The 13346-nt window shown below is 72.3% G+C and carries 11 protein-coding genes; 5 read left to right on the top strand and 6 right to left on the bottom strand.

What is annotated here, in order from left to right:
- Window positions 1–58 precede the first annotated feature (58 nt).
- The 5 genes from ABZ495_RS11485 (at window position 59) to ABZ495_RS11465 (ending at window position 5623) form a co-directional block, all read left to right on the top strand.
- Window positions 59–790 (top strand): response regulator transcription factor, encoded by a 732-nt coding sequence (locus tag ABZ495_RS11485; protein WP_329489099.1) that lies wholly within the window; start codon window positions 59–61, stop codon window positions 788–790.
- Between the two features lie 124 nt (window positions 791–914).
- Window positions 915–1973 carry a LacI family DNA-binding transcriptional regulator gene (locus ABZ495_RS11480; RefSeq protein ID WP_359803847.1) on the top strand — a complete coding sequence of 353 codons (1059 nt, stop codon included), beginning with the start codon at window positions 915–917 and terminating at the stop codon, window positions 1971–1973.
- Window positions 1974–2079: 106 nt separating this feature from the next.
- The gene (locus ABZ495_RS11475; protein WP_359835484.1) at window positions 2080–3222 is read left to right on the top strand and encodes a trypsin-like peptidase domain-containing protein; all 1143 of its coding nucleotides are present in this window, start codon (window positions 2080–2082) and stop codon (window positions 3220–3222) included.
- A gap of 119 nt (window positions 3223–3341) precedes the next feature.
- A complete protein-coding gene (locus tag ABZ495_RS11470) occupies window positions 3342–4115 on the top strand; it encodes a response regulator transcription factor (RefSeq protein ID WP_329489096.1) in 774 nt (257 codons plus the stop codon).
- Window positions 4112–5623: a HAMP domain-containing sensor histidine kinase gene (locus tag ABZ495_RS11465; protein ID WP_359803849.1), complete on the top strand. Its 1512-nt coding sequence runs from the start codon at window positions 4112–4114 to the stop codon at window positions 5621–5623. The genes ABZ495_RS11470 and ABZ495_RS11465 overlap by 4 nt, the downstream gene beginning before the upstream one ends.
- A gap of 72 nt (window positions 5624–5695) precedes the next feature.
- Here ABZ495_RS11465 and ABZ495_RS11460 read toward each other — a convergent pair whose 3' ends face one another.
- The 6 genes from ABZ495_RS11460 to ABZ495_RS11435 form a co-directional block, all read right to left on the bottom strand.
- Entirely contained in the window at window positions 5696–7417 is a 1722-nt protein-coding gene (locus ABZ495_RS11460; protein ID WP_359835570.1) for a bifunctional metallophosphatase/5'-nucleotidase, read from the bottom strand.
- A 314-nt stretch (window positions 7418–7731) separates the two neighbouring features.
- Window positions 7732–9081 (bottom strand): ATP-binding protein, encoded by a 1350-nt coding sequence (locus tag ABZ495_RS11455; RefSeq protein ID WP_329489094.1) that lies wholly within the window; start codon window positions 9079–9081, stop codon window positions 7732–7734.
- An 18-nt stretch (window positions 9082–9099) separates the two neighbouring features.
- Window positions 9100–10674: an SCO6880 family protein gene (locus tag ABZ495_RS11450; protein ID WP_329489093.1), complete on the bottom strand. Its 1575-nt coding sequence runs from the start codon at window positions 10672–10674 to the stop codon at window positions 9100–9102.
- A gap of 7 nt (window positions 10675–10681) precedes the next feature.
- Window positions 10682–12004, bottom strand: a complete 1323-nt coding sequence (locus ABZ495_RS11445; RefSeq protein WP_359835482.1) for a hypothetical protein — start codon at window positions 12002–12004, stop codon at window positions 10682–10684.
- Window positions 11994–12812, bottom strand: a complete 819-nt coding sequence (locus ABZ495_RS11440) for a hypothetical protein (protein ID WP_352293692.1) — start codon at window positions 12810–12812, stop codon at window positions 11994–11996. Before ABZ495_RS11440 ends, ABZ495_RS11445 begins: the two co-directional genes overlap by 11 nt.
- A 180-nt stretch (window positions 12813–12992) precedes the next feature.
- Window positions 12993–13343: a hypothetical protein gene (locus ABZ495_RS11435; protein WP_329489090.1), complete on the bottom strand. Its 351-nt coding sequence runs from the start codon at window positions 13341–13343 to the stop codon at window positions 12993–12995.
- Between the last annotated feature and the right edge of the window lie 3 nt (window positions 13344–13346).

Below are 13346 nucleotides of genomic sequence, written 5' to 3'. Positions count from 1 at the left end.
CCGGCTGTGGCGGCAGCCGTCACGCGACCGCGACGACCCGGAAAGGGGACTACCGGGTATGAGTTCTCTGCTCCTCCTCACCAACGCGCTGCAACCCTCCGCGGAGGTACTGCCGGCTCTCGGCCTGCTGCTCCACAACGTCCGGGTGGCGCCCGCCGAGGGCTCCGCCCTGGTGGACACCCCCAGCGCGGACGTCATCCTGGTCGACGGCCGGCGGGACCTGCCGCAGATCCGCAGCCTCTGCCAGCTGCTCCGCTCCACCGGCATCGGCTCACCGCTGATCCTGGTGGTCACCGAGGGCGGCCTGGCCGCCGTCACCGCGGAGTGGGGCATCGACGACGTCCTGCTGGACACCGCCGGCCCCGCCGAGGTGGAGGCCCGGCTGCGGCTCGCCCTCGGCCGCCTCCAGGTGACCACCGACGACAGCCCGATGGAGATCCGCAACGGCGACCTCTCGGTCGACGAGGCCACCTACTCCGCCAAGCTCAAGGGCCGGGTGCTCGACCTCACCTTCAAGGAGTTCGAGCTGCTCAAGTACCTCGCGCAGCACCCCGGCCGGGTCTTCACCCGGGCGCAGCTGCTCCAGGAGGTCTGGGGCTACGACTACTTCGGTGGCACCCGGACGGTCGACGTCCACGTCCGGCGCCTGCGGGCCAAGCTCGGCGTCGAGAACGAGCAGCTGATCGGCACCGTGCGCAACGTCGGCTACCGCTTCGTCGTCCCGGAGAAGCCGGACAAGGGCGAACGGCCGGACCTCGCGCAGCGCTCCTCGGCCTCGCTGGAGGCCTGACCGTCGGCCGGGCGGCCGACCGCCGCCCGGCCTGTCCGGATTCGCCCCGCGCTGTCCTGCCGGCATCCGCCGGGCGGCCGAGGTACCACTGCCCGGGCGGACGCCACACGCGTAGACTCCTCCCGTGGCCAAAGTGACGCGCGACGATGTAGCCCGACTGGCTGGTACCTCGACCGCGGTCGTCAGCTACGTCATCAACAACGGGCCGCGCCCGGTCGCGCCCGCGACCAAGGAGAAGGTGCTCGCGGCGATCGAGCAGCTCGGCTACCGGCCGAACAGCGTCGCCCAGGCGATGGCCTCCCGCCGCACCAACCTGATCGGCATGGTCGTCCCCGACGCCCGCCAGCCGTTCTTCGCCGAGATGGCGCACGCCGTGGAACGCGCCGCCTCCGAGCGCGGCAAGCTCGTCCTGATCGGCAACTCCGACTACGTGGACGACCGCGAGGTGCACTACGTCCGCGCCTTCCTCGGCATGCGGGTCTCCGGCCTGATCCTGGTCAGCCAGGGCCCCTCGCAGCGGGCGGCCGAGGAGTTCGCCGCGATGGAGGGCGCCAAGGTGGTGCTCCTGCACCGTCGGCCCGAGGCGATCGACGACGTCGCGGTGGTCACCGACGACGTGGCCGGCGCCGAGGCCGTCGTCCGCCACCTGCTGGAGGAGCACGGGCACCCGTACGTGGCCTGCTTCGGCGGCCCGGTCGAGTCCCCCGCCCCCGGCGACCCGGTCATCGACCACGTCGAGGGCTGGCAGCGCGCCATGGACGCCCACGGCCTGCCCACCGAACCGCACCTGATCGACGCGCCCTTCCACCGCTACGGCGCCTACGAGGTCGCGCTCGGCCTGCTGGGCTCGGCCGAGCGGCCGCCCGCCGTCTTCTGTTCCACCGACGACCAGGCGATCGGCGTGCTGCGGGCCGCCCGCGAGCTCGGCCTGCGGGTCCCGGAGGACCTCGCGGTGGCCGGCTTCGACGACGTGCCCGAGGCCGCCTTCGCCGACCCGCCGCTGACCACCGTCGCCTCCGACCGCGACGCGATGGCCCGGGCCGCGGTGGACCTCGTCCTCGACGACTCGCTGATGGTGCCCGGCTCGGACACCGAGCGGGTCCGGAAGTTCCCGTCGCGCCTGGTCATCCGCCGTTCCTGCGGCTGCCGGCCGAGCGCGCCGCAGGAGACTCGGCCGTCCTAGCGGCGGTCCCGGCCTGACCAGGCTTTATGAGAAGTCAACGGGCTTCTCGGGGGCTTCTGACCCCGTTCTCATCGGATCCTCATCCGGCGGGCGGACGTTGGTCGGCATGAGCGATCAGCAGCACGGCAGCGAGCAGTACGACCCGTACCGGGCCCCGCACGGACACCCGCACCCCGCCGAGGGACAGCTCGTCCAGGGCACCGTCCTCGACAGCACGACCACCGGGTACCCGGCCGCCGGCCACCCCTCGGTCGGCACCCCGCCCCCTCCCCCGCCCGCGGCCCCGCCGATGCCGCCGGCGCCCCCGGCCGCCGACGGACCGACGTCCCACGGCGGGCACGGCGGCCGGGGCAGGCGCGGCCTCCTGCGCGGCCGGGTCGCGCTGGTCACCGCCGTCGCGGCGGTCGCCGCCGTCCTCGGCGGGGTGACCGGCGGTGTGGTCGCCGCCCAGGAACACGGCTCGGCCACCCGGACCGGCACCATCGCCAGCCCGGTCTCCGCCCGCTCGGACGGCAGCGCCGACGTCGCCGCGATCGCCTCGGCCGTCTCGCCGAGCGTCGTCCAGATCATCGTGAAGACCGCGAACGGCACCGCCACCGGCACCGGCGTGGTGCTCGACAAGGACGGCCGGATCCTCACCAACTACCACGTCGTCTCCGGCGCCTCCGACGGCGGCCAGGTCACCGTCACCTTCAAGGACGGCTCCAGCGCCAGGGCCACCGTCACCGGCACCGACAAGTCGCTGGACGCCGCCGTGATCACCGCGAGCGGCGCCAAGGACCTCAGCCCCGCCACCCTCGGCGACTCCTCCACCGTCGGGGTCGGTGACGCGGTCGTCGCCATCGGCAACCCGGAGGGCCTCACCGGCACCGTCACCTCCGGCATCATCAGCGCCGAGAACCGCGAGGTCACCGTCCAGGTCGACGAGGGCACCACCAGCGGCAACGGCGGCTTCGGCTTCCCGAACCTGCCCGGTCTGCGCGGCAGCACCCCGCAGCAGAACAGCGGTGAGACCGCGACCTACAAGGCCTTCCAGACCGACGCCGCGCTCAACCCCGGCAACTCCGGCGGCCCGCTGATCAACGCGAACGGCCAGGTCATCGGCATCAACTCGGCGATGTACTCGGCCGGCGGCTCCAGCTCCACGGCCGGCGGCGGCACCGCCGGCAGCGTCGGCCTCGGGTTCGCCATCCCGATCAACGACATCAAGCAGGTGCTGCCCGAGCTGCAGGCCGGGCAGAACATCTAGGCGGACAATTACTCCGAGCAGGTCACCGCAGCACCCGAGCAGCAGCACCCCAGCAGCACCCCAGCAGGCTCCCGACAGGCTCTCCGCCGACGAGAGACGACGAGAAAGGGCAACCGCCCATGACCCCGGCCGCCGACGACCGCACCCCCGCCGAGCCCGGACCGGCCTCCGCCCGGCTCCTCGTGGTCGACGACGAACCCGCCCTCCGGGACGCCCTGGAGAGCAGCCTCGCCTTCGAGGGCTACGAGGTCGCCACCGCCACCGACGGCTACGAGGCGCTGGAGACCGTCGAACGGGAGAAGCCCGACCTCGTCCTGCTGGACATCATGATGCCCCGGATGGACGGCCTCACCGCCGTCCGCCGGATGCGCTCGCGCGGCGACACCGTCCCGGTCCTGATGCTCACCGCCCGCGACGCCGTCGGCGACCGGGTCACCGGCCTGGACGTCGGCGCCGACGACTACCTCGCCAAGCCCTTCGAACTCGACGAACTGCTCGCCCGGGTCCGCGCCCTGCTCCGCCGCAACGCCCTCGCCACCGAGGCCGCCGCCCGCGCCGCGGCCGTCGAGGACGACAGCGAGGTCCTGGCCTTCGCCGACCTCCGGATGAACACCGCCACCCGCGAGGTCACCCGGGCCGGCAGGCCGGTCGAGCTGACCCGCACCGAGTTCATGCTGCTGGAGATGTTCCTCTCGCACCCCCGCCAGGTGCTCACCCGCGAGCAGATCCTCAAGGCGGTCTGGGGCTTCGACTTCGAGCCCTCCTCCAACTCCCTGGACGTCTACGTGATGTACCTGCGCCGCAAGACCGAGCAGGGCGGCATGCCCCGGATCATCCAGACCGTACGCGGCGTCGGCTACGCCCTCCGCCCGGCCGCCGGCACCACGGCGTGAGCGACACCGCCACCCCGCCCCCGCCCCTGCTACCGCCCCGCGTCCCACGCCGGCAGCGGCTCGCCCGCTGGTACCGCGCCCAGTCCCTGCGCAGCCGGCTCACCTTCCTGACGGCGGCGGCGGTGGCGGTGGCGATCGCCCTGTCGGCGCTGGCCTGCTGGTTCATCGTGGAGAAGCAGCTGTACGGGCAGGTGCGCAACGACCTGCAGAACGTGCCGCCTCCCCGCGCGGCCCCGCTGAGCCTTCCGTGCGCCACGACCCCGGAAGCCGCCCTGAAGATGGTCCAGCAGGCCAAGGAGGCCGGGACCCTGCCGGAGCCTCCGGGCGGTGGCCCCGCCGCCCGGGACACCCAGTTCGTCTGGGCCGACCCGGCCTGCGTCACCCTGCCGGCGAGTGCCACCAGGGCGATCGTGATCCAGCCGGAGGACGCCCGGGCGTTCGCACTGAAGCCGAATCAGTCGATCATCCGCGACGGCCGCTTCACCAACGGTGATCCCGCCACGGTCAAGATCACCACAGCCGTCGCCACCAACCACTCCTCCGTGCTCATCATGGTCGCCTCCCCGACCAAGTCGACCGATGAGTCCCTGCAGAACCTCGCGCTGATCCTTGGGGGCGTGGCCCTCGGCGGCATCATCCTCGCCGGGGTCGCCGGCCGGTTCGTGGCCCGCTCGGCGCTCAAGCCCGTCGACCGGCTCACCGACGTGGTCGAGCACATCGCCCGCACCGAGGAGGTCGGCAGCACGATCCCCGTGCACGGCAGCGACGAGATCGCCCGGCTCTCCGCCTCGTTCAACTCGATGAGCACCGCGCTCGCCAACTCCCGCGACCGCCAGACGCGGCTGATCGCCGACGCCGGGCACGAGCTCCGCACCCCGCTCACCTCACTACGCACCAACGTCGACCTGATGATCCGCAGCGACGACACCGGCCGTCCGCTGCCCGCCGCGACCAGGACCAAGCTGCTCGGCAACATGAAGGCGCAGATGCAGGAGCTCACCGTCCTGATCGGCGACCTGCTCCAGCTCTCCCGCCCCGACACGCCGAAACCGGGCCGCATCCTGGCGGTGGTCGCCCTGCACGAGATCGCCGACCGGGCCGTCGCCCGGGCGAAGCTGCGCGGTCCGGGGCTGGTCTTCGAGACCGACGTCGAGCCGTGGTTCGTCCAGGGCGACGCCGCCGCGCTGGAGCGCGCCGTGATCAACCTGCTGGACAACGCGGTCAAGTACAGCCCGCCAGGCGCCGCGATCGACGTCCGGCTCCACCAGGGCGTGCTGACCGTCCGGGACCACGGCCCCGGGATCCCGTCGGACGAGCTGCCGTACGTCTTCGACCGCTTCTGGCGCTCGCCGTCCTCGCGCCAGCTCCCCGGGTCCGGCCTGGGGCTGTCGATCGTCGCGCAGAGCGTGCGGGAGGCGGGCGGCGAGGTGTCGCTCGGCCCGGCGCACGACGGGGGCCCGGGCGCCCTGGCCACCGTCCGGCTGCCGGGCGGCCCCTCGGCCGGCTAGCGGCGGGGCCCGGACGGACGGAACGGGCGGGGCGCCCCGACAGCGCCCCGCCCGTTCCTCCGCCGGCTCCGGTCAGTCGTTGTCGACGCCCGGGCCGATGACCTTGATGCGGTCCTGCGCCGGCGCCTTCAGCGGCGCGGCCGCCGAGCTGTTGGCACCGAGGTAGGCGGCGAAGACGTCCAGGTCGGAGGCGCCGACCAGCTTGTCGGTGCCGGCCGCGAAGGCCGGGAAGCCGTCGCCGCCGCCGGCCAGGAACTCGTTGGCCGCGACACGGTACTCGGCGGCCGGGTCGATCGCCGCACCGTTCAGCCGGATCGAGTCCACGAGCACCCGGTCCGCACCGGCCTTGCGCATGTCCAGGGTGTAGGTCAGGCCCTTGGAGGACTGCAGGACCTTCGGCGAGGCCGCGTTGGCACCGCTCACCTGCTGCTGGAGCAGCTGGACCAGCTGGGCGCCGGTCAGCGTCTTGACCTGCATCATGTTGGTGAACGGCTGGACGGTGAACGCCTCGCCGTAGGTCACCACGCCGTCGCCCTCGGCCCCACTCGCCTTGTAGACCAGGTCCGAGCGGATGCCGCCGGGGTTCATGAATGCGAGCTGCGCCCCGCCCTTGTCGGCGGGCGCCAGACCGGCCAGCTGGGCGTCGGCGATCACGTCACCGAGCGGCTTCTCCAGGTCGCTGTTGCCGCGGCCGTTGATGTCCGAGGCGATGTAGCCCAGCGGACGGTTGGCGATCGGCGCGGCCAGCTTGGAGTAGTGGTCGATCAGCGCCGTCATGTCCGGGGCCTTCTCGACCGTGCGGCGCACGATGTGGTTCTCGGCCTTGACCGAGGGGCGCACGATGGTGCCCGTAGTCTTGTCGAGCTTCAGGTCGATCTCGGTGTAGAGCCGGCCGAACGAGGCGGCGCTGGTCACCGAGCGCGGCACCCCCTGCGGATCGGGGATGGTGCAGGCGTAGGCGTTGTGGGTGTGACCGGTGACGATGGCGCCGATCGCCGGGTCCAGGTTCTTGGCGATGTCGACGATCGGGCCGGAGATGCCCTCGCCGGCGGCGCCGCAGTCGTAGTTGTAGGTGCTGCTGGCCGGCAGCCCGCCCTCGTGGATCAGGGCGACGATCGAGTTCACGCCCTGCTTCTTCAGCTCGGCCGCGTACTTGTTGATCGTGTCGACCTCGTCGCCGAACTTCAGGCCCTTGACGCCCTCGGCGGTGACGATGTTCGGCGTGCCCTCCAGGGTCGCGCCGATGAAGCCGACCTTGACGCCCTGCGACCTGGTCACCCAGTACGGGGCCAGGATCGGCTTGCCGGTCTTCTCGTTGGTGACGTTGGCGGCCAGGTAGTTGAAGTTGGCGCCCTTGAACTTGCGCCCCTCCTCGTAGCAGCCGTCCACCGGGTGGCAGCCGCCGTCCTGGAGGCGGATGAGCTCCTTGGAGCCCTCGTCGAACTCGTGGTTGCCGACCGCCGTGACGTCCAGGCCGAGCTTGTCCATCGCCTCGATGGTCGGCTCGTCGTGGAAGAGCGCCGAGGTCAGCGGGGAGGCTCCGACGATGTCACCGGCGGCGACGGTGATCGAGTCGTCCGCCGGGATCCGGGCCTGGCGCAGCGCGGTGGCCAGGTACTCGATGCCGCCGGCCGGGGTGTTGACCGGCTGGCCGGTCGCCGGGTCGATCTCCCGGATGGTGCCGGACGAACCGGCCGGGGGCTCCAGGTTGCCGTGGAAATCGTTGATCGCCAGCAGCTGGAGGTTGACGGTCTTGTGACGCTTGGCGTCCGCGGCCTGGGCGGCGGTCGGCATGGCCACAGTGCCGACGAGGCCGGCCGCGGCGACGGCGGCCAGAACGGCACGTCGGGATCTGACGGTGAGCATGAAGGTCCCCTGCACCTTGAGAGAGCGCCCGGCGGTCGACATGCGTGGACGGGCGACGGGAGGCGTTGCGCCAGTGCAGCCTAGAGTCAACGCGCGTAGCTGTCAGGACCCTGGACGTAACGACAGGGTTACCTGCTGACGAACCGTCGCCGCACGGCGGGCCGCCGGACGGACGCGCCGCAGCGGCCCGGAGCCGGACCGGACTGACGCGGCAGGGGCTCCGGCGCACGCCGGGGCGGGGTTCAGAGACCTGGTTCGGACGCCAACTGGCGCTCTGCACGGGTCCGCTCGGCGACCGTGTCCTCCGTCATCGCGCGGTCGGTGTAGACCAATGGCCGCTCGGCCTCGGTGATGATGTGCTTCACCACCTGGACGTTGCCGTTGACGTCCCAGACCGCGATGCCGGGCGAGAGTGTGGGGATGATCTCAACCGCCCAGCGCGGCAGACCCAGCACCCGGCCGGTGGCTCTCGCCTCCTCGGCCTTCTGCATGTAGATCGTCCGGGTGGAGGCCATCTTGAGGATCGCCGAGGCCTCCTTCGCGGCCGCGCCGTCCACCACGTCGGACAGGTGGTGCACCACCGCCACGAAGGAGAGACCGAGCCGGCGCCCGAACTTCAGCAGACGCTGGAACAGCTGGGCGACGAAGGGGCTGTTGATGATGTGCCAGGCCTCTTCCACCAGGAAGATCCGCTTGCGCCGGTCCGGCCTGATCCAGGTGTGCTCCAGCCAGACGCCGACGATCGCCATCAGGATCGGCATCGCGATCGAGTTCCGGTCGATGTGCGACAGGTCGAACACGATCAGCGGCGCGTCCAGGTCGATGCCGTCGGTGGTCGGCCCGTCGAACATGCCGCGCAGGTCACCGTCGACCAGCCGGTCCAGCACCAGGGCCACGTCCAGGCCCCAGGACTGCACCTCGTCCACCCCGACCCCGAGCGACTCCACCGAGGCCAGCTCGGGGCTCCGCAGGGTGTCGATGATGTCGTCCAGCACCGGCTGCCGGTCGGTCACCGAGGCGATCACATGGGCGTGCGCCGCCTTCAGCGCGAACCCCGCCCGCTCCTCCAGCCCGCGCCCCATCGCCACCTCGACGATGGTGCGCAGCAGCGACAGCTGGCCGGTCTGGGTGATCGCCGGGTCCAGCGGGTTGAGCTTCACCCCGCCGTCCCGGGCCGCCATCGGGTCGAGCCGGATCGACTTTATGCCCAGCGCGTTGGCGATCAGGTTCCACTCGCCGACGCCGTCCTCGCCCTGCGCGTCCAGCACCACCACCTGCCGGTCGCGGAACCGCAGCTGGCGCAGCACGTACGTCTTCTCCAGCGCGGACTTGCCGTTGCCCGACTCCCCGAGCACCAGCCAGTGCGGAGCCGGCAGCTGCTGCCCGTACAGCTGGAAGGGGTCGTAGACGTAGCCCTTGCCGCTGTACACCTCGCGGCCGATGATCACGCCGGAGTCACCCAGCCCCGGCGCGGCGGTGGGCAGGTAGACCGCCTGCGCCTGGCCGGTGGAGGTGCGCACCGGCAGCCGGGTGGTCTCCACCTTGCCGAACATCAGGCTGGTGAACGCGTCGGTGAGGTTGCCGATCGCCATGCGGGGCCTCCAGGTGGATCAGCGGCGGATGCCGGTGGCGAACGGCAGGGTGTTGACGAACGCCCGGTGGTGCTCGCGGTCGCACCACTCCAGCTTGAGGTAGCTCTTGCCGGCCGAGGCACGGATGGTCCGCTTGTCGCGGGCCAGCGCCTCCGGGTTGCGCGAGGAGACGGTGATGTAGCCGACCAGGTTGACCCCGGCCGCGCCGGAGGCCAGGTCGTCACCGCGCTGGTCGACCCGGCCGGTGTGGGCCAGGTCGCGCGGGTCGACCGTCCGGTTCATCTTCGCGGCGCGGCTCGCCTCCGCCTCGTCGTTGGTCTTCTCGGTGAGCATCCGCTCGATCGCGACATCGGTGGGCTCCAGGTCCATCGTCACCGCGACCGTCCGGATCACGTCCGGGGTGTGCACCAGCAGCGGAGCCAGGAAGTTGACGCCCACCGGGGTCAGCGGCCACTCCTTGATCCACGCGGTGGCGTGGCACCAGGGCGCGCGGGTCGCCGACTCGCGGGTCTTCGCCTCCAGGTACTGCGGGTTCGTCGCGTCCAGCTCGGCCGGCCAGGCGTTGCGCCGGGACATCGCCTGGATGTGGTCGATCGGGTGGTCCGGGTCGTACATCGAGTGCAGCAGCGAGGAGAGCCGCGCCTGCCCGAGCGGCTGGCGCACCCGGATGTCGGCCTCCGCCAGCCGCGCGCAGATGTCCGTCAGCTCACGGGCCATCACCGCGGCCAGGCCCTCGTCGTCCCGGGCCCGCCGCCCGGTCGCCGTCCGGCCCATCGCGTGCGCCTCGGCAGCCAGGTCACGGGTGTAGTGCATACAGGCCACCAGGTACGCCCGGTGCTGCTCGGAGGAGGTCGACACCATCGACTGCAGCTGGTCGTACGAGTCCTTCAGCCAGCCCGGTGCGTCGTGGTCACCGCGCCGCTCCACGTCCTTGGCGTGCGCGTCCGGGTCCGCCGGCAGCGTACGGGCCAGGATCTGCAGCCGCGTCACGAAGCCGTCGCCGTTGGCGACGTGCTTCAGCAGCGTGCCGAACCGGTCGACCAGGGCCTCCTGGTCCTCCGAGTCGCGCAGGCCGACGCCCGGGCCCTCGATCTCGATCGCGGCCGTCACCGTCCGCCGCTCCAGGTGCATCAGCACCCCGACCTCGTCCGGCCCGAACGGCGCGGCCAGCCAGCGCAGCCGCCCCACCCCGGGCGGCGGGCCGACCTCGACCTCCCGCCCGTCCATCCGGGTCCCGGCGTCCATCACGTCCGACTTCCACACCGCCCGGCCGCTGCGGACCGTCCGGCGGTAGGTGCGGTTGATCTCCACCCACTTGTAGAACGTCCGGCGCCGGTACGGCACGTAGACCGCCGCGATCGCCAGCAGGGGCAGACCGACCAGACCCGCGATGCGCAGCGGCAGGATCGGCATCAGCAGACCCCAGAGCATGCCGAGGAACGCCCCGAAGATGATCAGGACGATCTCGCCGGACTCCCGGTTGCGGCCGATCGGCGCGTTCGGGCGGGCCTTGCCGATCAGGTAGGTACGGCGCTGGTGCACGTACGGCTGGGCGTACTGGGCGCCGTACTGGCCGAGTGGTTCGCTGCTCACTTACCCGTCACCCTCCCTTCGCTGGATTGCTGTCGCGGGTCGAGGCCGAGGCCGGCGAGGCCTGCGGCGGCGGCGCGGGGGACCGCGTGGCGTGGGCGGCGATGCCCGGCGCGACCGAGCCGCCGCCCACCCCCGGGCTGCCGCCGCCCCCCTGCGCGCCGCGGTCGCCGTGCGTGCTGATGCCCTGCTTCACCAGGTTCGCCGTGCCGTTGATCATCGCCGACCCGGCCGACACCGCGCTGGCCCGGGCATGGCGCATGCTCATGATCTCGTCGCCGAAGCCCGGCACGAAACGGTAGACGGAGGCGCTCGCGAAGATCGAGAGGAAGAGGATCGCCAGGCCGGACAGCACCCGGGCGAAGTCGTCGTTGGCCCCGGCGCCGGTGGCCACCGCGCCGGCCAGCCCGAGGATGATCACGATGATCGGCTTCGCCAGGTCCACCGCCAGCATCACCCCGGCCCAACGGCGCACGTGCTTCCACAGCTGCTTGTCGACCAGCCCCGCGTACACCGCCGTCCCCAGCAGCGCGCCCACGTACAGCATCGCCGCGCGGATCAGCAGCTCGACCCAGAGCACCGCCGCCGCCAGCACGGCCACCAGCGACACGATGATCAGGATCAGCGGGCCGCCGCCCATGTCACCCTTCTCCAGGGTGTCCGCGAACCCGCCCAGGTACGTCCCGGTGTCGGACTTCGTCCCCACCGCGATCGCCGTGGTCAGCCCGTCCGTCGCGCTCACCACGGTGTACAGGATCAGCGGCGTGAACGCGGAGGCCACCACGGTCAGCCACAGGAAGCCGATCGCCTCCGAGATCGCCGTCGTCAGGGGCGCGCCGCGCACCGCCCGCTTCGTCACCGCCAGCAGCCAGAGCACCAGCGTGATGATCGTCGAGGCGGCGAACACCACCGCGTACTGCTGCAGGAACGACGCGTTGGTGAAGTCCACCTGCGTCGTCCCGTCGATGGCCCCCGACAGCTTCCGCACCACCCAGGACGCCGCCTGCGCACACCCCTTCGCCAGCGCCCCGAGCGGATCGGTGACACTCCCGACGGTCCCGGAGCCGGGGAGGGAGGCCCCACCGCCCGGCTTGTCCACGCAAAGGATTCCGTTGCCGGAGATCGGAAGGTCGGGACAGTTCGCACTGGCGCTGGGGGACGGCGTCGCCGTCGGCGACGGCTCCGCGAAGGCCCGCTGCGCCGTCAGCAGCGCGGCCACCTGCACGGCGGCCAGCGCCCCCGCGAACGCGCCGGCCCGGCGGGCACCGGGGCGCACGGCGGAGGGGGCGACAGGACGTGCGGCACGGCGCCGCGGGGTGGACTCAACGGGCATAGCGGAAACCCCCGAACTGCTGGACGGCGCCGGTGATCTCCTCGGCGGTGGCGGCCTGCTGGTCGCCCGGCATCGGGGCTGGGCCCGGCCGGCTTGCGTAGTCGGCGAGCTTCCAGTCACTGCCCGCCCAGCGCAGGGTCAGGGTGAGGGTGAACCAGTTCTCCATGACCGGCTGGACGGAGCGCTCGCCGGCGAGCCCGGTGAGGCCCGTGCACCAGACCTCGACCTTGGCCTCGCCGTCGCTGTAACCCACCTGCTTGGCACCCACCGGGACGGTGCGGCTGACGAAGGTGAGCCCCTTCGGCGCGCGGCCCTGGGCGTCGAGGCCGTAGCGGGCCGCGGTGTCCCCGCCGAACCCCTGGTCGAGGCGGGTCTGGAGGGCCGTGACGGCCGACGGGTCGGCGATGGTGGCCACGATGGTGTGGCGGCTGTCGGTGCGGAACATGTCGGCCGAGCCGATGGCGACCGCGTAGTTGGTGGCGGCCGACTGCGCGCCCTGGTCGGTGTGCGGGAAGCCGCCTGCGATCCCGTTGGTCGTGGTGCCGACGGGCTGGTCCCCGCTGGGCGCCGGCCCGGCGCCGGAGGCGGCCGTGGGGGCGACGCCGTCGGCCGAGCGGGCGGGCCCGGAGCCGGGGTCGGCCTTGCCGCGGTTGGCGATGGAGATCGCCACCACCAGCAGGGTCACGACCACTAGGACGGCCAGCAGGGTCCGCAGCGGTCGGGGCTGACGGGCGGTCGGCTGGGACGAGGGCTGTTCGCCGACCGGCAGCCGCGTACGGGTGTGCGGCTGGTCGTCGGACAACGGCACGGCGGCCCTCCTGGTGCTGGGAGCCGGGGAGGCTCCGGGGGCCCCTCCGCCCGTGGGCGGGCGCGGAGGGAGGGGTGGTGGGGTGGACTCCCGACGGGGCTCCGACGGGGGCTCCGACGGAACCGGCGGCCGGGCGGGCGGACAGCCGTGCCGCCCACGCGCGCCCGAACTGTCCGATCGTCAGATGGCCATGCCGTACACAATGGTGAACAGAGTGCCAAGTGATCCAATGATGAACACGCCGGTCAGCCCGGCGATGATCAGTCCCTTGCCCTGTTCGGCACCGAAGCTGTCCCGCATCGCGGTCGCACCGATCCGCTGCTTGGCCGCGCCCCAGACGGCCAGGCCGAGGCAGGCCAGGATCGCCACGGCCATGACGACCTCGACCATCACCCGGGCCTCCGACCCGAGACTCGCGAACGGGCCCCAGTCCGGGGCGATCCCGCCGATGATGGTGTCGATATTCGGCTTCTTAGGAGGGTCTTCGGCCAGGTGGCCGATCGCGAGTCTGTCCACGCTGCTCAGGTTCATTTC

Origin of the sequence: Kitasatospora sp. NPDC005748, assembly GCF_040630735.1 — a bacterium.
Classification (GTDB): domain Bacteria; phylum Actinomycetota; class Actinomycetes; order Streptomycetales; family Streptomycetaceae; genus Kitasatospora.
Note: the sequence above shows the minus strand (reverse complement) of the source record. Positions and strands in the feature narration are given on the sequence as shown.

What these genes read in the sequence shown, in the direction of transcription:
- ABZ495_RS11485 (WP_329489099.1), top strand. Translation starts at nt 59, where the DNA reads ATGAGTTCTCTGCTCCTCCTCACCAACGCGCTGCAACCCTCCGCGGAG.
- ABZ495_RS11475 (WP_359835484.1), top strand. Translation starts at nt 2,080, where the DNA reads ATGAGCGATCAGCAGCACGGCAGCGAGCAGTACGACCCGTACCGGGCC.
- ABZ495_RS11470 (WP_329489096.1), top strand. Translation starts at nt 3,342, where the DNA reads ATGACCCCGGCCGCCGACGACCGCACCCCCGCCGAGCCCGGACCGGCC.
- ABZ495_RS11460 (WP_359835570.1), bottom strand. Translation starts at nt 7,417, where the DNA reads ATGCCGACCGCCGCCCAGGCCGCGGACGCCAAGCGTCACAAGACCGTC.
- ABZ495_RS11455 (WP_329489094.1), bottom strand. Translation starts at nt 9,081, where the DNA reads ATGGCGATCGGCAACCTCACCGACGCGTTCACCAGCCTGATGTTCGGC.
- ABZ495_RS11445 (WP_359835482.1), bottom strand. Translation starts at nt 12,004, where the DNA reads ATGCCCGTTGAGTCCACCCCGCGGCGCCGTGCCGCACGTCCTGTCGCC.
- ABZ495_RS11435 (WP_329489090.1), bottom strand. Translation starts at nt 13,343, where the DNA reads ATGAACCTGAGCAGCGTGGACAGACTCGCGATCGGCCACCTGGCCGAA.